The following is a 22,062-nucleotide window of genomic DNA, read 5'->3' as shown; positions in this document are numbered from 1 at the left end:
AAGGACGGGGTGCATGCTCTCCGTGACTGCCGATACATTCCGGTTGGCCGAAGTTTTCACGATTTCACGCGGCTCGCGCACCGAGGCGAAGGTGCTGACGGTGCGGGTGACGCGCAATGGTGTGACGGGCCGGGGCGAATGCGTGCCCTATGCACGGTATGGTGAAAGCCTTGAAAGCGTGCGCGCGCAGATCGCGGGCCTGCCGCGCGGCATCAGCCGGGCCGATCTGCGCTTTGCGCTGCCGCCCGGTGCGGCGCGCAATGCGGTGGATTGCGCGCTTTGGGATCTTGAGGCGAAAACCTCGGGGCGGCGCGTTTGGGAATTGGCGGGTCTGCCCGCGCCGGGGCCAGAGGTCACCTGCTATACGTTGTCGCTGGCCCCACCCGAAGAAATGCGCGCGGCGGCGGCCAAACATGCCGACCGCCCGATCCTAAAAATCAAGCTGGGCACGCCCGATGACATGCCCCGGCTGGAGGCCGTGCGCGCCGGGGCGCCCAAGGCAAAGATCGTGATCGATGCGAACGAGGGCTGGAGCGCCGAGATTTACGCCGATCTGGCGCCGCATCTTGTGCGTCTTGGCGTGGCGCTGGTCGAACAGCCTTTGCCTGCGGCCGAGGATGATGCGCTTTTGGGGTTGGAACGTCCGGTGCCGGTGTGCGCCGACGAAAGCTGTCATGACCGCAAAAGCCTTTACCATTTGAAGGGCAAATACGATCTTGTGAACATCAAGCTCGACAAGACCGGTGGCCTGACCGAGGCGTTGGCGCTGCGCAAGCAAGCGTTGGCAGAAGGCTATGGCGTGATGGTCGGTTGCATGGTGGGCTCCAGCCTTGCGATGGCTCCTGCGACGCTGGTGGCGCAGGGCGCCGCCTATACCGACCTTGACGGGCCGCTTTTGCTGGCGCAAGACCGCGAAAGCCCGCTGACATTTGCGGACGGCAAGGTTTACCCCCCCGAGCGGGAGCTATGGGGCTGACAAGGAGAGCGCGATGAGCCGGATCGTTTACCTGAATGGCGAGTATATGCCCGAGGAAGAGGCGAAGATTTCGATCTTCGACCGTGGGTTCGTGATGGGCGACGCGGTCTATGAGGTGACCTCGGTTCTGGGCGGCAAGATCCTAGAATTCGAAGGCCATATGAACCGCCTTGAACGCTCGATGCGGGAGCTGGAAATGACCTGCGCGCTTACGCGCGAGGAGTGGCTGGCGATCCACCATGAATTGGTGGCGCGCAACAATATCGACGAAGGGCTGGTTTATCTGCAAGTCAGCCGCGGCAATGCGGGGGACCGCGACTTCCATTACCCGCCCGAGGGCACGCCGCCGACCGTGGTGCTTTACACTCAAGCGAAGCCGAACCTTGCCAATGATCCGAAGGCCAAAACCGGCATCAAGGTGATTTCGCTGCCCGATCTGCGCTGGCATCGCCGCGATATCAAGACGGTGCAACTGCTTTATCCGTCGATGGCGAAAATGGCGGCCGAAGCGGCAGGCAAAAACGATGCGTGGTTTGTCGAAGATGGGTTTGTGACCGAAGGCTCGTCGAACAACACCTATATCGTCAAAGGCAACAAGATCATTACCCGGCAATTGTCGAGCGATATCCTGCATGGGATCACCCGCGCCTCGCTTTTGAAATATGCCGCCGAGGCGCAAATGGAAATCGAGGAACGCCCCTACACGATCGCCGAGGCGCAAGAGGCCGATGAGGCGTTCTTTACCTCGGCCTCTGCCTTCGTGATGCCGGTGGTCGAAGTGGATGGTGTTGCCGTGGGCGGTGGCGCGGTCGGCAAGGTCGCCACGCGCCTGCGCGAAATCTATCTGGAAGAAAGCCTCAAGCGCGCCGTCTAAGGCGCTCCCGGCGCCCGCAGTTGCGGGCGCTTTTTTCTTTTCCATAGGCCAAAGCAAAAGGGCGCCCCGCAGGGCGCCCTTCGTATTTTCTGGCCGGGATGGGCTTACATCATGCCGCCCATGCCACCCATGCCGCCCATGCCGCCCATGTCGGGGGCACCGCCAGCCGATTTCGGCTCCGGCTTTTCGGCGATCATGCATTCGGTGGTGATCAGCAGGCCCGCGATCGAGGCCGCATCTTCCAGCGCGGTGCGGGTCACTTTGGCCGGGTCGATCACACCGAAGGCGAACATGTCGCCATATTCTTCGGTTTGCGCGTTGAAGCCAAAGGTGGTGTCGGCGCTTTCACGCACTTTGCCCGCCACAACGGCACCGTCAACGCCGGCGTTTTCCGCGATCTGACGCAGCGGCGCTTCGAGCGCGCGACGCACGATCGAGATACCCGCATCTTGGTCGCTGTTGGCACCGGTGACACCGTCGAGGTTTTTCGCGGCTTGCACCAGCGAAACGCCGCCGCCGACGATGATGCCTTCTTGCACGGCCGCACGGGTCGCGTTCAGGGCATCGTCCACACGGTCTTTGCGCTCTTTCACTTCGACTTCGGTCATGCCGCCGACGCGGATCACCGCAACACCGCCCGCCAGTTTGGCGACGCGCTCTTGCAGTTTCTCACGGTCGTAGTCCGAGGTGGTTTCCTCGATCTGGGTGCGGATTTGCGACACGCGGGCATCGATTTCCGCTTTGTCGCCAGCGCCGTCGACGATCGTGGTGTTCTCTTTCGAGATCGACACTTTCTTGGCTGTGCCGAGCATGTCGAGGGTGACATTCTCAAGCTTCATGCCGAGGTCTTCCGAGATCACTTGGCCGCCGGTCAGGATCGCGATGTCTTGCAGCATGGCTTTGCGACGGTCACCGAAGCCCGGGGCTTTGACGGCAGCGATTTTCAGGCCGCCACGCAGTTTGTTGACCACGAGGGTGGCAAGCGCTTCGCCTTCCACATCTTCGGCGATGATCAAGAGCGGCTTGGTCGATTGGATGACCGACTCGAGCAGCGGGACCATCGGTTGCAGCGAGGAGAGTTTTTTCTCGTGCAGCAGGATGTAGCAGTCTTCGAGATCCGCGATCATCTTGTCGGGGTTGGTCACGAAGTAGGGCGACAGGTAGCCACGGTCGAATTGCATGCCTTCGACCACTTCGACTTCGGTCTCCATGCCTTTGTTTTCTTCGACGGTGATCACACCTTCGTTGCCGACTTTTTGCATCGCGTCCGCGATGAAGCGGCCGATTTGCGCTTCGCCGTTGGCCGAGATGGTGCCGACTTGGGCGACTTCGTCGCTGTCTTTCACCGGACGGGCCGAGGCTTTGATCGCTTCGACGACATTGCTGCAGGCCAGATCGATGCCGCGCTTGAGGTCCATCGGGTTCATGCCAGCGGCAACGGCTTTCATGCCTTCGCGCACGATCGCTTGGGCCAGCACGGTGGCGGTGGTGGTGCCGTCGCCGGCTTCGTCATTGGTGCGCGAGGCGACTTCTTTCACCATTTGCGCGCCCATGTTCTCGAACTTGTCCGAGAGTTCGACTTCTTTGGCCACCGACACGCCGTCTTTGGTGATGCGCGGCGCACCGAACGACTTTTCGATCACCACGTTGCGGCCTTTCGGGCCGAGCGTCACCTTCACAGCGTCCGCGAGGATATTGACACCCTTGAGCATGCGGTCGCGGGCATCGGTCGAGAACTTGACGTCCTTGGCTGCCATTTTCCTAATCCTTCAAAATTCGTGGGAAATCAGGGTCTTCTCGTGATTACGAGATGATGCCCATGATGTCCGATTCCTTCATGATGAGCATCTCGGCGCCTTCGAGCGTCACTTCGGTGCCCGACCATTTGCCGAACAGCACCCGGTCGCCGACTTTAACCGAGGGGGCGATCAGTTCGCCCGAATCCTTGCGCGCGCCTTCACCAACTGCGACCACTTCGCCTTCGGCGGGTTTTTCCTTCGCCGAGTCGGGGATGATCAGGCCACCTTTGGTTTTTTCTTCGCTCTCCACACGCTTGACCAGCACGCGGTCATGAAGCGGTTTGAATGCCATCTGGGTCACTCCCTAAGGTTCCAGGTTGTCGCTTTTAGCACTCAGCATCTGTGAGTGCTAACGGAGGGGGAGTTAGTCATCGCCCCCCCAACCTGTCAACACCCGCCCGATGAAAAATTTTGTGGATTTTTTGTGACGCAGGGCGCGGCGCTGCATCTGCAAAATTCCCATGCTGCGCATGCGAAATCCAGTGCCCGAGGCGTGACAAGGCAGCCCACACCCCCTATAACGCCCGCAAATTTCCCATCTGCCACAGAACTCCCGAGGAACGCATGACCACCAAGGTTTTCGGCCACAAATCCCCCGACACTGATTCCACCGGCTCGCCCATCGCTTGGGCGTGGTATATGAGCGAAGTGCTCGCCACCCCGGCCACACCGGTTCTGCTGGGCGAACCCAATACCGAGGCAGCCTTCGTGCTTAAGCACTGGAACCTGCCGAAACCCGAAATCATCTCGGGGGTGGCCGAAGGCGAAAAAGTGGTGATCGTCGACACCAACAACCCGGCCGAATTGCCCGAGGGCATCAACGCCGCCGATATCACCGCGATCATCGACCACCACAAGCTGGTTGGCGGGCTGGAAACCAAAGGCCCGATCGATATCACGATCCGTCCGCTCGCCTGCACCGCGACCATCATGTATGACATGATGGGCGGTGCGATTGCCAAGGCCCCGCGCGGGATCAAAGGCGCGATGCTGTCGTGCATCCTGTCGGATACGCTGGAATTCCGTTCGCCCACCACCACCGAGCATGACAAGGCCGTGGCCGAAGCGCTGGCCGCCGATCTGGGCGTGAACATGGGCGAATTGGCCACCGCGATGTTCGAGGCGAAATCCGATGTTTCGGCCTTCTCTGATGCCGAACTGCTGCGCATGGACAGCAAGGAATACACTGTCGCGGGCAAGGATCTGCGGGTTTCGGTTCTGGAAACCACCGCGCCGAAACTGGTGCTGGACCGCAAAGACAGCCTGATGGCGTCGATGGTCGATGTGGCCAAGGAAGACGGGGCCGATCAGGTGCTGCTGTTCGTCGTGGATATTCTGAATGAAGAAGCGACGCTTTTGGTGCCCAACGATCTGGTCAAACAGATGGCCGAGGCAAGCTTTGGCTGCACCGTTTCGGGCGACACCGTCGTTCTTCCGGGCGTGATGAGCCGCAAGAAACAAATTATCCCGGCGCTGAAGCTCTGATTGCACGCGCGGGTGGGCCTGGGGCCCGTAAAGCATTAAGGGCGGCGCCTTCCGGCGCCGCCCTTTTTCGATGGTGTCTATCCGCTTAGCTGTCGCGGCCGCGGCGCGGCACCGGGTGATAGATGTCGTTGCGGTTTTCGTGGTTGATGTAGAATTCCGCATCTTGCTGGCGGCCTTCGCGTTGGGCGCGATCAATCAAGATAAGTTCCGCAGTGGTGTATTGCGCCGGGTCAAGCTCGGCTTGAGCAGCGATCTGCGCTTTGCCAGCCGAAACGCGGGTCGAATTGCTGCGGTCGTTGCGGTCAAGCAGATAGGCATAGGTCGACTGGTCGCCGGACGAACGCGCGGCCAGCAGTTGATGCAGCTCATTCGCGCTGTAAGCCCCGGCATCCACGCCCAGATAGCTGGCGATTTGCTTGAGGCCTTGGTTCGGCTCGGCGGCGCTGGCAAAGCCTGCACTCAGGGCAAGGGCGGCGGCGGCGAGGGCAAAAGTGTTACGCATTGTGGTTCTCCGTTTTCTCTATATCTGTCAGTGTTTTGGTTGGTGTCGGCGGGCTGTCCCGTCGTCATGAGGGAGATATAGGCCTGTGCGCCTTCTGTGTGAATTCACTGAAATACACCAGGACTTGTGCGCATGCGAACCAATTTCGCGCAGTTGTGAGCGATGGTATACGGAACCATTCGTGATAACGGCGTCAGCGCCGCATGTGCCGCGGTTGGGGCCGTTTCGCAGAGGTCAGAGGGTTAGTTGTAGCCTTCGGTGTCGATATGCACGATGGTGCCGCAGTGCTTGCAATGCACCGCATCGGCATCATGCAGCTTTAGCCCGCAGGTCGGGCATTCGTATCGGACCTTCGAGGGGCGAAACAGCACCTGCGCCAGCCGCAAGAACAGCGTGACGCCAAAGATCATCACCGCCACGGCCAAAAGCCGCCCCGAGGTGCCCTCAAGCGTGATGTCGCCAAAGCCTGTGGTCGTCAGCGTTGTGACGGTAAAGTAAAGCGCGTCGGCGTAGTTCTGGATTTGCGGATTCGATTGGAACTGTGTCGCATAGATCAGCCCGGTCATGATGAACAGGAACACAAGCAGGTTGATCGCGGCCAAGATCACCTCTTCATGGCAGCGGAACGCTTTGAAGTCTTGCCGCAACCGGCTCAGCATCTGGTAGGCATGCAACAGCCGCAGCGTGCGCAAGACACGCAGGAAGCCAAAGCTTTCCCCGGCGATGGGCGCAAGAAAGGAAACCAGCGCCACAAGATCCGCCCATGTGGAAAAGCGCGTCCAGAACATGAATTTGCGCGGCTCGATAATGAAGCGCGCAAGAAAATCGGTCACGATCACCACGCCGATGACGGCATCGGCAATCTCGACCGGCCGGGTATGCGGAAAGAAAGAGGTGGTGATCACGAAGATCACCGTCACAATGTCGAAGGCCAAAAGCCCATAGCGAAACGCATGCGCGCCCTTCGAATTGCCGAAATAGAGTTTTCGTAGCGTTTTCAGCATGTCCACCTCTGAAGGCAGGCTAAAACACGCACGCGCCCTTGCCAACTGCGCCTTTCCGCCCCTTTCCCCGAGGGACCATTTCCCCTATCTAGCCACCAAACCCTCATTCCCAAAGGTGCGTGCATGGCTTCCTATCAATATGTCTACCACATGGATGGCGTCTCCAAGACCTATCCGGGTGGCAAGAAATGCTTCGAAAACATCCGCCTGAACTTCCTGCCCGGGGTGAAGATCGGTGTTGTCGGCGTTAACGGCGCGGGTAAATCGACGCTGCTGCGTATCATGGCGGGGATCGACAAGGAATTTTCGGGCGAGGCTTGGGCCGCCAAAGGCGCCAAGGTTGGCTATCTGCCGCAAGAGCCGCAACTGGATGAAAACCTGTCGGTGCGCGAAAACGTCATGCTGGGCGTGGCGGAAAAGACCGCCAAACTGGCGCGCTACAACGAACTGGCCATGAACTATTCGGACGAAACCGCCGAGGAAATGGCGCAGCTTCAAGATGAGATCGACAGCGAGAACCTGTGGGATCTCGACAGCCAGATCGATGTGGCGATGGAGGCTCTGCGCTGCCCGCCCGATGAGGCCAATGTTGCCACCCTTTCGGGCGGCGAACGCCGCCGGATCGCGCTGTGCAAGCTGCTGCTTGAAGCGCCCGACATGCTGCTGCTCGACGAACCGACCAACCACCTTGACGCCGAAACCATCGCTTGGCTGCAAAAGCATCTGATCGAATACAAAGGCACGATCCTGATCGTCACCCACGACCGGTATTTCCTGGATGACATCACCGGCTGGATTTTGGAACTCGATCGCGGCCGGGGCATCCCCTACGAGGGCAACTATTCGAGCTGGCTGGAGCAAAAAGCCAAACGCCTTGAGCAAGAAAGCCGCGAGGATAAAGCGAAGCAAAAAGTGCTGGCGAAAGAGCTTGAGTGGATCCGCGCCGGGGCGAAGGCGCGTCAGGCGAAATCGAAAGCGCGTATCTCGGCCTATGAGAAAATGGCTGACCAATCCGAGCGCGACCGGATTTCGACCGCGCAGATCATCATTCCGAACGGCCCGCGCCTTGGCGGCAAGGTGATCGAGGTCGAAGGTCTGGCCAAGCACTACAATGACCGCCAGTTGATCGAGGATCTGGCCTTCTCCATCCCGCCCGGCGCGATTGTGGGCGTGATCGGGCCGAACGGTGCCGGTAAATCCACGCTCTTCCGCATGATCACCGGGCAAGAAACGCCCGATGCGGGCGAAATCACCTATGGTGATACGGTGAAGCTGGCCTATGTGGATCAGTCGCGCGATGCGCTGGATGCCGATAAAACCGTTTGGGAAGAAATTTCCGGCGGGGCCGAGTTGATCGAACTTGGCGATGCGCAGGTGAACAGCCGCGCCTATTGCGGGGCCTTCAACTTCAAGGGCGGCGATCAGCAAAAGAAAGTGGGCCTGCTGTCGGGCGGGGAACGCAACCGCGTCCATATGGCGAAACTGCTGAAATCCGGCGGCAACGTGCTGCTGCTGGACGAACCGACCAACGATTTGGACGTGGAAACCCTGCAAGCGCTGGAAGCGGCGATCGAAGATTTCGCGGGCTGCGCGATCATCATCAGCCACGACCGCTTCTTCCTTGACCGTCTGTGCACCCACATCCTCGCCTTTGAAGGCGAGGCGCATGTCGAATTCTTTGAGGGTAACTTCGAAGATTACGAAGAAGACAAAATCCGCCGCCTCGGCCCCGATGCGGTCGAGCCCAAGCGGGTGAAGTATAAGAAGTTCAGCCGGTAAGCACTGATCTCACGCAATTCCAAAGGCCGCGAGGGGAATCCTTCGCGGCCTTTGTGCTTTTGGGTGAGAAGATTAGCAAAGGAACAAACCTGATGATCAGGATTGGTATTCCGCTTCTGGATCGTTGGGCGCTGACCGACTTGTGAACCTGCCTAAGCCGAAGGGCGATGCGATAGTTCGCGCCTGCCTCCCTCACTCCGCCCAATCCCACGGCACGGTGAATTGCCCCAAAACGTGGCGCAGCTTCGCCTCGTCCAACGTGCCGGTGGTGGCCAGTTGCGCGACAAGGCCGCGCTTTTTGTCTTCGACCACGGCCACCACATGGGCGGCCACCTCCCCCTCGGCCAAGGCCATGTTCAGCACCCGGGTGATGGCGCGTTTGCGTAGCTCGGGCTTGAAGATCTTGCCCACGGCGGTTTTGGGCAATTCGTCCAGAACCTCGATATGTTTCGGGATCGCGGCGCGTTCGTGTATATGGCGCTTGGCATGGGCGGCCAATTCGTCGATTTCGACGCGCGCGCCATCCATCAGTTCCAGATAGACGCAGGGCAATTCCCCGGCAAAGGCATCGGGCTGGCCGATTGCCCCCGCAAAGCTGACCGCCGGGTGGCTCAGCAGCGCCTCTTCAATTTCGGCGGGGTCGATGTTGTGGCCGCCGCGAATGATCAGATCCTTGGCGCGCCCGGTGATCCACAGATAGCCATCGGGGTCGAGCCGGCCCAGATCGCCGGTGCGCAAAAAGCGGTCTTCGGCAAAAAGATCGTGGTTCTTGTCCACCTCGGTATAGGTGGAGCCTTCAAACACGCCGGGGTTGGCCACGCAAATCTCGCCCACCTCATCGGTGCCGCATTCGTCAAAGCCGGTATCGGTCTGGCGCAGGATGCGGACATGGGAATAGGGCAGGGGCAGGCCCACCGAACCCACCTTTTTCACCCCATCGACCGGGTTCACCGCGACAAGACAGGTTGCCTCGGTCAGCCCGTAGCCCTCGCAGATTTCGACCCCTGTGGCGTCTTTGAAGCGGTTGTAAAGCTCAATTGGCAGGGGCGCGGACCCCGAAATTGCCGTGCGCAGGCTGGAAATATCCGCATCGACCTTGCGTTGCATCAGCGCGGCGATGGCGGTGGGGACCGAGATCAGAAAGGTGACCTGCCAGCGCTCGACCAGCTTCCAGAAATTGTCGAACACGCCCTCGCCGCGATAGCCCGCCGGGGTGGGGAACACGACATGCGCGCCCGAGGCGATGGCCGACATCAAGATCGGATAGGCCGCGAAAACGTGAAACAGCGGCAAGGGGCAGATCATCACATCCTTGTAGTCGAACAACAGCGTGCCGCCGAGCCAGCCATTATAGACCATGCCCGAATATTTGTGCTGCGCGACCTTGGGCATGCCGGTGGTGCCGCCGGTGTGGAAATAAGCGGCGACGCGGTCGGCTTTGGCATCCTCAAAGATCAGGCGATCAGCGGGCATGCCATCGCAGGCGATGTTGAAGCAATAATTGTCGGCGTGATGCTTGAGATGCGTTTTCGGCCGCAAAAAGGGCACGATCAGCTTTTTTGCCCCGGTCAGGTAGCGGTTCAGATCGACCTCTAGCACGACCTTCACATTGGGGGCATGTTTCACCGCCTCGGCGGCCTTTTGCGCCACATCGGTCTTGGGGAAGCTTTTGAGTGTGACCAGCACCTTGGCCTTGGTCTCGCGCAAGATCGCGGCGATCTGCTCGGCCTCCAAAAGCGGGTTGATCGGGTTCACGATCCCCGCGACCGAGCCGCCCAGCAAGACCACCGCCGTTTCAAGGCAATTGGGCAGCAGATAGGCGACGGTGTCGTCTTCTTGCACGCCAAGGCTGCGCAAAAGGTTGGCGGCCTGTGTCACGCGGGCATGGACCTGATCCCAGGTCCAAGTCACCGCATGGTCCTTGGGGCCGGAGGTGATCTGAAAGGTCAGCGCGGGGCGGGTGCCATGGCGGTCTTTGACGCGGGTCAGGAAATCATACATCGTCAGCGCCCGGTCACGCTCTTCCCAGGGCATCTGCTGTTCGACGCGGTCACGGTCGGCCACGGTAGCGAAAGTCTCGGTCATGAATGTCGTCCTCCCCGGCCCGTTCCTCCGCGGACCTTGAACCCAGAATGCCGGAAAAACGAGCATTTGAGCAAGGGCGATGGGTGGCAAAACGTCACGTAATCACCTGGTGACGCCGCGAAAGTCCCGTGCGGGTTTGCGCGATCTGGCAGGGTGTTACTCGATCCCGCCTTGGGTGAATTGCAACCGGGCCAGGCGCGCGTAAAGGCCGCCCTCCGCCACCAGCGCTTCATGCGTGCCTTGGGCGACGATCTCGCCTTGATCGAAGACCACGATCCGATCGGCCTTTTTCACCGTAGCCAGCCGGTGCGCCACAATCAGCGTGGTGCGATCCGCGCGCATTTCGTCAAAGGCGGCTTGCACCGCGCGCTCAGATGCGGCGTCAAGGGCCGAGGTGGCCTCGTCCAACAGCAGCACCGGGGCATCGCGCAAGATCGCGCGAGCAATGGCAATGCGCTGCTTTTGCCCCCCCGACAGCATCACCCCACGCTCGCCCACATAGGTGTCAAAGCCCTCGGGCAAGGCCATCAGGAAGTCATAGGCATGCGCGGCGCGTGCGGCCTCTTCCACCTCGGCATCGGTGGCCTCGGGGCGGCCAAAGCGGATGTTTTCGCGCGCCGTGGTGGCAAAGATCACCGGATCTTGCGGCACCAACGCCAAGGCACGGCGGAAATCGGCGCGTTTGAGGCTGCGTAGATCGTGCCCGTCCAGCATGACGCGCCCGGTTTCCGGATCGTAAAAGCGCAAGATCATCTGGATGATCGTGGTTTTGCCCGCGCCCGAAGGGCCGACAAGGGCAACCGTTTCGCCCGGTTCAATGGTCAGGTTCACCGCGCGCAGCGCCGACATTTCTGGGCGCGACGGATAGTGGAACGTCACGTTTTCAAAGGTGATGGCACCTTTGGCGGGCATCGGCAGGGCTTGAGGATCGGCGGGATCTTGCACCGAATCCTCTGAATTGAGAAGTTCCACCAGCCGCTCTGTCGCGCCTGCCGCGCGCAACAGCTCGCCCCAGATTTCGCTTAGCGCGCCAACGGCGGCCGAGACCATCACCGCATAGATCACGAATTGCACCAATTCGCCGATCGACATCGCGCCTTCGCGCACATCGCGCGCGCCGATCCACAGCACGCCAACGATGCCGGCAAAGACCAGAAAAATCACCAATGCGGTCATCACCGCGCGCATGGTGATCCGGGCCGAGGCAACGGCAAAGGCCTTTTCGGTGACGGTTGAAAATTCCGCGCGGGTGCGCGGCTCATGGGTAAAGGCCTGCACGGTTTGCACCGAAATCAGCGCTTCCGAGGCCGCGCCGGAAGACGAGGCGATCCAGTCTTGGTTTTCGCGGCTCAATTGCCGGAGCCGCCGCCCCATGACGATGATTGGCACCACCACGAAGGGCACGATCAGCAACACAAGCCCTGTCAGCTTGGCCGAGGTCAAAAGCAGCATGAAGATGCCGCCGATCAAGATCAGCAGGTTGCGCAGTGCCACCGAGACCGAAGAGCCGATCAGCGATTGGATCAGCGTGGTATCGGTGGTGATGCGCGAGATGATCTCGCCGGTCAGCACGCGTTCGTAAAAGGCTGGTGAAAGGCCAATCACCCGGTCAAACACCGCCTTGCGGATATCGGCGACGACCCGTTCGCCAAAGCGCGACACAAGCCAATAGCGCAATGCGGTGCCCGCCGCCAAAAGCGCGGCGATGATATGGGCGGCCAGAAAATACTCATCCAGCAACTCGCCGCCCGATTGAAAGCTGTCGACCACGCGGCGCACCGCGACCGGCAAGATCAGCGTCACGCAGGCCGTGGCGACCAGTGCGGCCAATGTGGCGGCGGCCAAGAGCTTATAGGGAACAAGAAACGGGCCAAGGCCCCTAAGCCCGCCAACGCGCTTGGTCTTGGGGCGGTCTTCCAGCGGGGCTTGCGGTCTGCGGGCCATGGGCTCTCCCTGATGCGTTTGATCCCGTTTAGGAGCCGCAAGCCCACAGGGCAAGGCTCTTGTCGGGTCAGCCAAAGCCCGCACGAAGCTGTGAAGAAGGTGGTGCGGGCGGCCGGACTTGAACCGGCACGGAGTCACCTCCCAGGGAGTTTAAGTCCCATGCGTCTACCATTCCGCCACGCCCGCGTGCGCCTTGCCTAGCGCGCGGGCGGCGTGGGGGCAAGCGGGTCTGCGCTTAACGCCCGGTGAAGCCGGGGGCGCGTTTGTCGCGGAAGGCCGCGACGCCCTCTTGGAAATCGTCGGTATCGCCAAGCTGGCCTTGCAATTGCGCCTCTCGTGTAAGCTGGGCGGGCAGGTCATGGTCGAAACTGCTCCGCAGCGCGCGTTTCACCGCCTTGAACGCCTTGGTCGGGCCTTTGGCCAGATGCGCGGCGCGGGCGCGCCAATGATGGTCGAAATCGACATCGGGCACGGCTTCCCAAATCATCCCCATGCGGGCGGCGTCTTCGGCGCTGACCTTGTCGGCAAAAAGCGCGAGGCCCATGGCGCGGGCAAGCCCCACCTGCCGCGGCAAGACCCAAGTGCCGCCCGCGTCGGGCATCAGCCCGATCCGGGTAAAGGCCTGCATGAAAGCCGCAGAATGCGCGGCGATCACTACATCCGCCGCCAGCGCAAGGTTCGCCCCCGCACCTGCTGCCGCGCCATTCACAGCGGCGATCACCGGCACCGGGCAATCTGTGATCGCGGCCAGCATCGGCTCATATTCTTCGCGCAAAATCCGCTCTAGGTCCGGGCCGGTCAGCGTCGCGTCATCGGTCAAATCCTGACCGGAGCAAAAAGCGCGCCCCGTGCCCGTCAGCACCACCGCGCGCGCCGCATCCGCCGCTTGCGCCACTGCTTGCGTGATTTCCGCGCGCATCTGGGTGTTGAGCGCATTCATCACCTCGGGGCGGTCAAGCGTGATCACCGCCAGCGCATCTGTTAGGTCATAGCGGATCGTTTCAAACTGCATTGGCGCCTCCCTTTGCGGTCAGTTTGCCCCGGCGGAGAGACGCGGCAAAGCGAAACCCCGCGTCACGGTTAGGAGGCGGTCGGGCGCTGCCCGGGCCGCTAAAGCGGCTGTTCCGGGCAAAGGGCGCTGCTTAGTCCTGCAATAGTTCTTTCAGCCGTGCCTCTTCCTCGGCGCTTAGCGCTACAGCGGCGGGCATTTCCTCTTTGCGGCGTGAGCGCAGCCAGAAGAACACGCCCCCCAAAGCGATCACCAGCACCCCCGGCCCCATCCAATAAAGGATCAAGTTGGCCCCGGTGCGTTCGGGCTCAAAGAGCACATATTCCCCGAACCGGTCCTTGATATAGTCGATCACCTGCGCGTCGCTATCGCCCGCCACCAGCCGCTCGCGCACCGCGAGCCGCAAATCGCGCGAGACCGAGGCATTCGATTCGTCGATATTCTCGCCTTGGCAGACCGGGCAGCGCAGCACTTGCGAAATCTGCCGCGCGCGCGCCTCCAGCTCGGCATCGGGCAGAACCTCATCGGGCTGCACCGCATAGGCTGGGGCGGCAAGCAAGCACAGAAGAAGAAGGCGTTTGAGCATGGCTTACTCCGCAGGCACAGCTTTGAGGGGGGCGGTTTTGCGTGCACCGGCGGCCACGCGATAGCGTCGGTCGGTCAGGCTCAGCAACCCGCCAAACGACATGATCAGACAGCCCGCCCAGATCCAGTTCGCGAACGGCTTGATATAGGTGCGCACGGCCCAGCCGCCGCCCTCTTGCGGATCGCCAATCACCAGATAGACATCACGCCAAAAGCCATTGTCGATATCGGCTTCGGTCGTGGGCATAGCCTGCACCGGATAGATGCGTTTTTCCGGATGCAGCGTGGTCACCAGTTTGTCCCCTACGCGCACTTCCATCGTAGCCTGTTGCGAAGAATAGTTCGGCCCCGGCACGGTATCCACCCCCACCAGCGTGATCGTGTAGCCCGCGACGGTGAAGCTTTCGCCCGCTTTGGCGACGCGAATATCTTCCACCTGACCGGCCATCAAAAGCCCAATCCCGGCGATCACGATGCCAAGGCCCCCATGGGCGAGCGCCTTGCCCCAATCGGCGCGCGGCAGGCGGGCGATCCGGGCGGGTTTGCGGCCCGCGCGCTGCCAAATTTCGGCCAAAGCCCCAAAGATCAGCCAAGCGCCCAATCCCGCCGAGACAAGCGCCAGAACCGGGCGCCCGGTTGCCATCGTCCAGACCAAGGCCATCACCGCCAGCGACAAGATCGCCGCAGGCAAAAGCGGACGGATCAGCCGCGACAGGTTCGCCCGTTTCCATGGCATCATCGCACCAATCGGCAACAATACCGCCAAAGCCACCATGAAGGGGGTGAAGGCCTTTTCGAAGAACGGCGCGCCGACCGAAAGTTTGCGGTCCCAAAACAGCTCTGCCACCAGCGGCCAGACGGTGCCGGTGAACACGACAAGCGCCGAAACCGCCAGCAGGATGTTGTTCATCACCAGCGCGGATTCGCGGCTGACCATGGAAAAGATGCCCTTGGCCTGCATGTCACCCGCGCGGGCGGCATAAAGCGTCAGCGCACCGCCGGTGAACACGGCAAGGATCATCAAAATGAACACGCCGCGTTCGGGGTCATTGGCAAAGCTGTGGACCGAGGAAATCACGCCCGAGCGCACCAAGAAGGTGCCGATCAGGCTAAAGCCAAAGGCCATGATCGCCAACAGGATCGTCCAGCTTTTCAGCGCCTCGCGCTTTTCGACGACAATGGCGGAATGCAAAAGTGCGGCTGCCAGCAGCCATGGCATGAAAGAGGCATTCTCGACCGGGTCCCAAAACCAGAACCCGCCCCAGCCCAACTCATAGTAAGCCCACCAAGAGCCAAGCGCGATGCCGATGGTCAGAAAGATCCAGGCCGCCAGCGTCCACGGCCGCACCCAGCGTGCCCATGCGGCATCCACCCGGCCTTCGATCAGCGCGGCCACGGCAAAGGAAAACGCCATGCTCAGCCCCACATAGCCAAGGTACAGGAACGGCGGGTGGAAGGCGAGACCGGGGTCTTGCAGCAGCGGGTTCATGTCGCGCCCGTTGAACGGCACGTCAATCAGCCGGATGAACGGGTTCGACGTGAAGATGATAAAGGCCAAAAAGGCGAGCCCGATCGAGCCTTGCACCGCGATCACCCGTGCGCGCAGCCGTTCGGGCAGCGCCCCGCCAAAAGCCGCCGCCGCCGCGCCGAAAAGGGCAAGGATCAGCACCCATAAGAGCATTGACCCTTCGTGGTTCCCCCAAACCCCCGAAATCTTATAAAGCATCGGCTTGTCGGTATGCGAATTGGCATAGACCAGTTGCAGCGAAAAATCCGAGGTCACAAAGGCATAGGTCAGCGCGCCGAAGGCCGCCGCGATCAGCAGAAACTGCGCCAGCGCCGCCGGGGCCGCGACCGCCATCCAGCCGCTCCAGCCCTTGTGCGCGCCGACCAAGGGCACGGTGGTTTGCACCAGCGCCACAAACAGCGCGAGGATCAGGGCGAAATGCCCGGTTTCGACGATCATCCGGCGGGTCCTCCTCAAGTCGGGCGGATCATAGGGGCGCGCGCCGCGCGGGCCAAGCGGGATGCGCATTTTTGATGCACCTTTCCCGAAACCGTGAAGAGCACCGATCAAAGCCTTTGACAGCGCGGCAAGCGGGCGTTAAGCGCATCGCATGATCACACGGACCGCTCATATCGCCCGTTCGCGACGTCGCCGCTTTAGCGCCTGACGTCTGATCTGCTGTGGCTGCGTGCCACATCCCTGCCATAAAACCGTCCCTAAAGGCCCGAAGCCGTTGACAGCGCGCCTGCGCCGTTGCACGCCTTGGCCTTCCATTTTCGGAGCATGACATGATCGCTTCCATCCTGCCGACCTATTCGCGCGCGCCCCTTGCCTTTGTAAAAGGCGAAGGCTCTTGGCTTGAGGCGGCGGATGGCAGCCGATACTTGGATCTGGGCGCAGGGATCGCGGTCAATGCTTTGGGCCATGCCGCGCCGCAACTGGTGGAGACGCTGACCGAGCAGGCGGGCAAGCTTTGGCACGTCTCGAACCTTTACCAGATCCCCGAACAGCAAAAGCTGGCCGATCTTTTGGTGGCGCACACCTTCGCCGATACCGTCTTTTTCACCAATTCGGGCACCGAGGCCTGTGAGTTGGCGGTGAAGATGGTGCGCAAATACTGGTATGAAAATGGCGCCCCCGAGCGGGTCGAGATTTTGACTTTTGCCGGCGCTTTCCACGGCCGGTCCTCTGCCGCGATTGCGGCGGCGGGATCGGAAAAGATGGTCAAAGGCTTTGGCCCCTTGCTTGAGGGTTTCGTGCATCTGCCGTGGGATGATCTTGACGCTGTAAAGGCGGCGGTGACCGAAAAGACCGCCGCGATTTTGATCGAACCCATCCAAGGCGAAGGCGGCATTCGCCCGGCCTCCGACGCGTTTCTCAAAGCTTTGCGCGAGATCTGCGATGAAACCGGCACGCTTTTGGTCTTTGACGAGGTGCAGTGCGGCGTGGCCCGCACCGGGCGGCTATTCGCGCATGAATGGGCGGGTGTGACCCCCGATGTGATGATGGTGGCCAAGGGGATCGGCGGCGGTTTCCCGCTGGGCGCGGTGCTGGCCACCGAAAACGCGGCCTCGGGCATGGGGGCGGGCACGCATGGCTCCACTTATGGCGGTAATCCGTTGGGCTGCGCGATTGGCGCCAAGGTGATGGAGATCGTCACCGCCGATGGTTTTATGGAAGAGGTCAGCCGCAAGGCGTCCTTCTTGCGGCAGCGGCTTGAGGGGCTGGTGGCCGCCCATCCCGACATCTTCACCGAAGTGCGCGGCCAAGGGCTGATGCTGGGGCTGAAGTGTAAACCCGCCCCGGTGGAGGTGGTGCAGGCGGCCTATGCGCAAAAGCTGCTGACCGTGCCCGCCGCCGATAACGTGCTGCGGCTTTTGCCCGCGCTCACCATCACCGAAGAGGATATGGCCGAGGCGGTGCGCCGTCTTGATGCTGCCGCTTCAGAAATCCAACATAACCCGGCCTGACGGCGATTGGGCCCAAATATCCCGGGGGCCCGGGGGCTGCGTCCCCGGCTTTCCCGAAAGGAAAGAAAAATGACCCATTTCCTCGATATCCACACCACCGACCCGGCAGAACTGCGCGCGATGATCGAGTCTGCCCGTGCGATGAAAAATGCCCGTAACGGCCGCCCGAAAGGCGCGCCCGATGATGACAAGCCGCTTGATGGCTGCATGGTCGCGCTGATCTTCGAAAAACCCTCGACCCGGACGCGCGTCTCGTTCGATGTGGGCGTGCGCCAGATGGGCGGGCAGACGATGGTGCTGTCGGGCAAGGAAATGCAGCTTGGCCACGGCGAAACCATCGCCGATACCGCACGGGTGCTGTCGCGGTATGTTGATCTGATCATGATCCGCACCTTCGAAGAACAAACGCTTCTGGAGATGGCGGAATATGCCTCTGTGCCGGTCATCAACGGGCTGACGAACCGCACCCATCCGTGCCAGATCATGGCCGATATCATGACCTATGAAGAACATCGCGGCCCGATTGCCGGGCGCAAGGTGGTCTGGTCGGGGGATGGCAACAATGTCTGCGCCTCGTTCCTGCATGCGGCGGGGCAGTTTGGCTTTGATCTGACCTTCACCGGCCCGGCCAAGCTTGATCCAGAGCGCGAATGGGTCGATTTTGCCCGCTCGAAAGGGGTGACGGTCGCGATCGAACGCGATCCGGCCAAGGCGGTGGAAGGGGCTGATCTGATTGTCACCGATACTTGGGTCAGCATGCATGACCCCGAATCGGCCAAAGAACGCCGCCACAACCAGTTGCGCCCCTATCAGGTCAACGAGGCGCTGATGGCGAAAGCCAAGCCCGATTGCCTGTTCATGCATTGCCTGCCCGCGCACCGCAATGACGAGGCCACCAGCGCCGTGATGGATGGCCCGCATTCGGTGATTTTCGACGAGGCCGAAAACCGGCTGCATGCGCAAAAAGCGATCATGCGCTGGGCTTTGGGCAAGTAACCGAACACAGTCAGCGGGGGGCGTTCGCCCCCTGTTTGCTACGTTATCCTGTCTTGACGCGGCGTGGGCGCGCGCCCTAATGGCGGCATTCTCTTTTGGGAACCCCACCATGCGTCAGCCTTTGTCGTAGCCACTTCCTGAGCCTTGGTTTTCCCAGCGTTCAGGAGCATCATGTCCACATTTCAGTTTTCGTCCGGCGATCTGGTCGCCGACCGGCGCGCCGAGTATGCCGAGGGGCTTTTGGCCTCTGGCGATGCGGTGGCTGCCGCCGATCTTTATACCCAAGCCCTCGCACTGGCCCCCAGTTGGGCCGCCGGCTGGTTTCGGCTTGGCGAGATTCGCGCAGAGCACGGTCTGCCCAAGGCCGCGCAGGCTTTTGCCGAAGCCCTGCGGCTGGACCCCGCAGACCAAATGGGGGCCGCGTTGCGGTTACAGCTGCTTCAGGCGCGGCCCGAGGCGGAAACCATGCCCTCGGCCTTTGTCGAGACGCTGTTTGACCAATATGCGCCGCGCTTTGACCACGCGCTTGTGGACACGCTTGCCTATCGCGCCCCGCAATTGCTGAGTGCGCAGATCACCGGCCGGTCTGGTCGCGCGCTCGATCTGGGCTGTGGCACCGGCCTGATGGGGGCTCAGTTGCGCCCGGTGTGCGATTGGCTTGAGGGCTGGGATATTTCCGCGCAAATGCTGCATGAGGCCGAGGCCAAAGGCCTTTACGACGCGCTTTCCAAATGCGACCTGTCCGATCTGCCCGCCCCTGCGCAGCAATGGGATTTGATCACCGCCGCAGATGTCTTTGCCTATTTGGGCGCGCTGGAACAGATCGTCTCTTGGGGGGCGCTTGCCTTGGCGCCGGGGGGGCAATTTGCCTTCACGACCGAGGCGCATGACGGGCCAGAGCCGTTGATCTTGCGCGAAAGTTGCCGCTACGCGCATGCAGAGGCCTATCTGCGCGATCTTCTGGTGCAGGCGGGCTTTGCCGCCCAGATCAGCCGGGCGGAACTGCGCCAAGATCGTGGGCAGCCCATCATCGGCTTTGTGGTGCATGCCGTGCGCTTGGCGACGGAGCGCCGTCGCGAATGCGATGGGGAAGATATGGCGCTGGCCTAGGTGCCGCGCGGCTTGGCGCGCGTGGTCGGGTCCGCTTCGCGCGGGTTTTCGGGCCAAGGGTGGCGGGGGTAGCGCCCGCGCATTTCCTTGCGCACCTCGGCATAAGACCCATCCCAAAAGCCGGGCAGGTCCATTGTCACCTGAATCGGCTTATTGCCGGGCGAAAGCAGCGCGATTCGCAACGGGTGGCGCTTCGGCCCCACGCTGGGGTGGGTGGTGAGCCCATACATCTCGGGCAGTTTGACCTCGATCGTTGGCACTTCAGAACCATAATCAATCGGCACACGCCGCCCCAAGGGCGTTTCAAAATGGCCGGGCACAAGGCGGTCCAGCTCTGCCATCTGGGGCCAGTCCAATTGCGCGCGCAAAGCCTCGGTCAGGTCCAGATTGCGCAGATCGGTCTCGGTCCGGGCGCGTTTAAGCCATGGCAGAAGCGCCTCGCCTGCAAGCAGGGCCTCATCCGACAGGTCGGGCAGATCGACACCATCGCCGCGCAAAATATCGACCCGCGCGCGAAACCGCGCCGCGCTGGGGCTAAGCGTCAGCCCGATTTGCCGCAAACCGTCAAGCGCGCCGCGCGCTAAAGCCTCTGCCGGGGCGTCGGGCCAATGGCGATCTTCCAGCACCAGCGCGCCAAACCGCTCTTGCTTGCGGGCCACCACGCGGCCTTCGCGCTTGGACCATGCGCAAACGTCATGCCATGCGATTTGGTCGCCATAGAGGCGGCGCAGCTCGGCATCGGCCAGCACCAAGCCTTGGCGCACGCGCGCCTCGCGCGGATCGCCATCAAGGTCTGATGCGACGATCAGCCGATGCTTGCCCAGCCCATCGGCCTCATCCACCACTGCACCTTTGCCGCCAGACAGCACATAGCGCGCGGCCTCGCCCTTGCGGCGCAGGCCGATCCGGTCGGGGTAGGCCAGCGCCAACATCTCGGCGGGGCTGTAGCGTTCGGGCACGTCGCGGACCATCCGCGCAAGCCGCTTCGCCTCGGTCTTGATCCGTTCAATCGTGCCGCGATGAAGCTGGCCGGGGTGGTTTGCCTCATAGCGGCCCGGATCACGGATCGCCGCGAGCCGCAGGCTTAGGTCTGCCGGCGCGCCGCGGATCGGGTCGCGTTCTTCCAACAGTGCGGCCAAGGGCGCGGCCTCGGGGCCCGCAGTGACCAGCATATGCGCCAAACGCGGATGCACCGGCAGCGCAGCCAGCGCCTTGCCATGCGTGGTAATACGTAGCCCCTCCAGCGCACCAAGGCTTTGCAAAAGCGCACGGGCTTCGGCCAAGGCAGGCCCGGGCGGTGGGGTCAAAAACGCCAAATCCGCACCATCGCTGCCCCAAGCGGCAAGTTCCAGTGCCAGACCAGCCAAATCCGCCACAGCCATTTCGGGCGGCGCAAAAGCGGGCAGGGCGCCTTCCTCGCCCTTGGTCCATAGCCGGTAACAGATGCCTTCAGCCACCCGCCCTGCGCGACCCCGGCGCTGTTCCGCCTCCGCACGAGATACACGCTCGGTCACCAGCCGCGCCATGCCAGAGGCCGGGTCAAACCGCAGCCGCCGTGCGCGCCCCGCATCCACCACCACGCGAATATCTTCGATGGTCAGCGAGGTTTCGGCAATCGCCGTCGCCAGCACCACCTTGCGGCCCGTTTCACAGGGCGCAATCGCGGCGCGCTGGGCGGCAAACTCCATCGCGCCGAAAAGAGGGCGCAGGGCAACATCTTTGGGCAACCGGTCGCGCAGCAATGCCTCTGTGCGCCGGATTTCCCCCTCGCCGGGCAAAAACACCAGCACGCTGCCGGGACTTTCCTCCAACGCTTGGCCCACAAGCCCGGCCACGGCGGCCTCAAGCCGCATCCCTTGCGCGATCGGGCGCGGTAGCCAGCGCGTTTCGACCGGATAGGCGCGCCCCTCCGATCGCAAGATCGGCGCATCGTCCAAAAGCGCGGCCACGGGTTCGGCATCCAGCGTCGCCGACATGACGACCAAAGCCAGATCGGGGCGCAGGGCGCTGCGCGCCTCCCATGCAAGCGCAAGGCCCAGATCGGCATTGAGCGACCGCTCGTGAAATTCGTCAAAGATCACGCAGCCCACGCCCGAAAGCTCTGGGTCGGATTGTAGCATCCGGGTCAAAATGCCCTCGGTTACCACTTCGATCCGGGTGGTTTTCGAAAGCTTCGCCTCACCACGAATGCGGTAGCCCACCGTTTCCCCGACCGTTTCGCCCAAGGTTTGGGCCATCCGCTCTGCCGCGGTGCGCGCGGCGAGGCGGCGCGGCTCCAGCATCAAGATACGGCCTTCGATGTGAGCGAGCAGCGCCAAGGGCACGCGTGTGGTTTTGCCTGCGCCGGGCGGCGCCATCAGCACAACACGGCCCGCCGCACAAAGCGTGCGGCAAAGCGCGGGCAGGATCGCATCGATGGGCAGTTGGTTTTTCACCG

The 22,062-nt window shown here is 62.0% G+C and carries 17 protein-coding genes and 1 tRNA gene; 7 read left to right on the top strand and 11 right to left on the bottom strand.

Features of this window, described 5'->3' with window-relative positions:
* The first annotated feature begins 13 nt into the window (after positions 1–13).
* Positions 14–976 carry an N-acetyl-D-Glu racemase DgcA gene (gene dgcA, locus CKO11_RS15140; protein WP_223640598.1) on the top strand — a complete coding sequence of 321 codons (963 nt, stop codon included), beginning with the start codon at positions 14–16 and terminating at the stop codon, positions 974–976.
* Between the two features lie 13 nt (positions 977–989).
* Positions 990–1,850 (top strand): D-amino-acid transaminase, encoded by an 861-nt coding sequence (locus CKO11_RS15135; RefSeq protein ID WP_223640596.1) that lies wholly within the window; start codon positions 990–992, stop codon positions 1,848–1,850.
* Between the two features lie 104 nt (positions 1,851–1,954).
* Here the strand turns inward: CKO11_RS15135 and groL are convergent, their stop codons facing one another.
* Both groL and groES read right to left on the bottom strand, forming a co-directional pair.
* Complete coding sequence (gene groL / locus CKO11_RS15130; protein WP_223640594.1) at positions 1,955–3,607, bottom strand: chaperonin GroEL; 1,653 nt, start codon at positions 3,605–3,607, stop codon at positions 1,955–1,957.
* A gap of 46 nt (positions 3,608–3,653) precedes the next feature.
* Positions 3,654–3,941, bottom strand: a complete 288-nt coding sequence (groES, locus tag CKO11_RS15125) for a co-chaperone GroES (RefSeq protein ID WP_223640592.1) — start codon at positions 3,939–3,941, stop codon at positions 3,654–3,656.
* A 272-nt stretch (positions 3,942–4,213) separates the two neighbouring features.
* Here groES and CKO11_RS15120 point away from each other — a divergent pair, with 272 nt between their 5' ends.
* Entirely contained in the window at positions 4,214–5,134 is a 921-nt protein-coding gene (locus CKO11_RS15120; RefSeq protein ID WP_223640590.1) for a manganese-dependent inorganic pyrophosphatase, read from the top strand.
* An 85-nt stretch (positions 5,135–5,219) separates the two neighbouring features.
* On the opposite strand, the gene CKO11_RS15115 is transcribed toward CKO11_RS15120, so the two are convergent.
* Positions 5,220–5,636 (bottom strand): hypothetical protein, encoded by a 417-nt coding sequence (locus tag CKO11_RS15115; protein WP_223640587.1) that lies wholly within the window; start codon positions 5,634–5,636, stop codon positions 5,220–5,222.
* A gap of 242 nt (positions 5,637–5,878) precedes the next feature.
* Entirely contained in the window at positions 5,879–6,640 is a 762-nt protein-coding gene (locus CKO11_RS15110) for a zinc ribbon domain-containing protein (RefSeq protein ID WP_223640584.1), read from the bottom strand.
* A gap of 123 nt (positions 6,641–6,763) precedes the next feature.
* Here CKO11_RS15110 and ettA point away from each other — a divergent pair, with 123 nt between their 5' ends.
* Positions 6,764–8,419 (top strand): energy-dependent translational throttle protein EttA, encoded by a 1,656-nt coding sequence (gene ettA, locus CKO11_RS15105; RefSeq protein ID WP_223640581.1) that lies wholly within the window; start codon positions 6,764–6,766, stop codon positions 8,417–8,419.
* 192 nt (positions 8,420–8,611) lie between these two features.
* Here ettA and CKO11_RS15100 read toward each other — a convergent pair whose 3' ends face one another.
* The 6 genes from CKO11_RS15100 to CKO11_RS15075 form a co-directional block, all read right to left on the bottom strand.
* Positions 8,612–10,504, bottom strand: coding sequence for an acyl-CoA synthetase (locus CKO11_RS15100; protein WP_223640578.1), 1,893 nt, complete (start codon positions 10,502–10,504; stop codon positions 8,612–8,614).
* Between the two features lie 156 nt (positions 10,505–10,660).
* Complete coding sequence (locus CKO11_RS15095) at positions 10,661–12,448, bottom strand: ABC transporter transmembrane domain-containing protein (protein ID WP_223640576.1); 1,788 nt, start codon at positions 12,446–12,448, stop codon at positions 10,661–10,663.
* A gap of 100 nt (positions 12,449–12,548) precedes the next feature.
* Positions 12,549–12,634 (bottom strand) — tRNA-Leu (locus CKO11_RS15090).
* A gap of 49 nt (positions 12,635–12,683) precedes the next feature.
* Positions 12,684–13,460, bottom strand: a complete 777-nt coding sequence (locus CKO11_RS15085; protein WP_223640574.1) for an enoyl-CoA hydratase-related protein — start codon at positions 13,458–13,460, stop codon at positions 12,684–12,686.
* A gap of 130 nt (positions 13,461–13,590) precedes the next feature.
* A complete protein-coding gene (locus tag CKO11_RS15080) occupies positions 13,591–14,043 on the bottom strand; it encodes a cytochrome c-type biogenesis protein (RefSeq protein WP_223640572.1) in 453 nt (150 codons plus the stop codon).
* 3 nt (positions 14,044–14,046) lie between these two features.
* Positions 14,047–16,008 carry a heme lyase CcmF/NrfE family subunit gene (locus tag CKO11_RS15075; protein ID WP_223640614.1) on the bottom strand — a complete coding sequence of 654 codons (1,962 nt, stop codon included), beginning with the start codon at positions 16,006–16,008 and terminating at the stop codon, positions 14,047–14,049.
* 329 nt (positions 16,009–16,337) lie between these two features.
* Between CKO11_RS15075 and CKO11_RS15070 the strand changes: the two genes are divergently transcribed.
* The 3 genes from CKO11_RS15070 to CKO11_RS15060 all read left to right on the top strand — a co-directional run bounded on the left by CKO11_RS15070 (position 16,338) and on the right by CKO11_RS15060 (position 19,625).
* The gene (locus CKO11_RS15070) at positions 16,338–17,519 is read left to right on the top strand and encodes an aspartate aminotransferase family protein (protein WP_223640570.1); all 1,182 of its coding nucleotides are present in this window, start codon (positions 16,338–16,340) and stop codon (positions 17,517–17,519) included.
* Positions 17,520–17,588: 69 nt separating this feature from the next.
* A complete protein-coding gene (gene argF / locus CKO11_RS15065) occupies positions 17,589–18,515 on the top strand; it encodes an ornithine carbamoyltransferase (protein WP_223640568.1) in 927 nt (308 codons plus the stop codon).
* Between the two features lie 171 nt (positions 18,516–18,686).
* A complete protein-coding gene (locus CKO11_RS15060; protein ID WP_223640566.1) occupies positions 18,687–19,625 on the top strand; it encodes a methyltransferase in 939 nt (312 codons plus the stop codon).
* Here the strand turns inward: CKO11_RS15060 and hrpB are convergent.
* Complete coding sequence (gene hrpB / locus CKO11_RS15055) at positions 19,622–22,060, bottom strand: ATP-dependent helicase HrpB (protein ID WP_223640564.1); 2,439 nt, start codon at positions 22,058–22,060, stop codon at positions 19,622–19,624. The two genes, CKO11_RS15060 and hrpB, sit on opposite strands and share 4 nt — an antisense overlap.
* Positions 22,061–22,062: the final 2 nt, after the last annotated feature.

Origin of the sequence: Rhodobacter sp. TJ_12 (genome assembly GCF_020023995.1) — a bacterium.
Taxonomy (GTDB): Bacteria; Pseudomonadota; Alphaproteobacteria; order Rhodobacterales; family Rhodobacteraceae; genus Rhodobacter.
The sequence above is the reverse complement of the archived record's forward strand: the minus strand, read 5'-3'. Positions and strand labels throughout refer to the sequence as shown.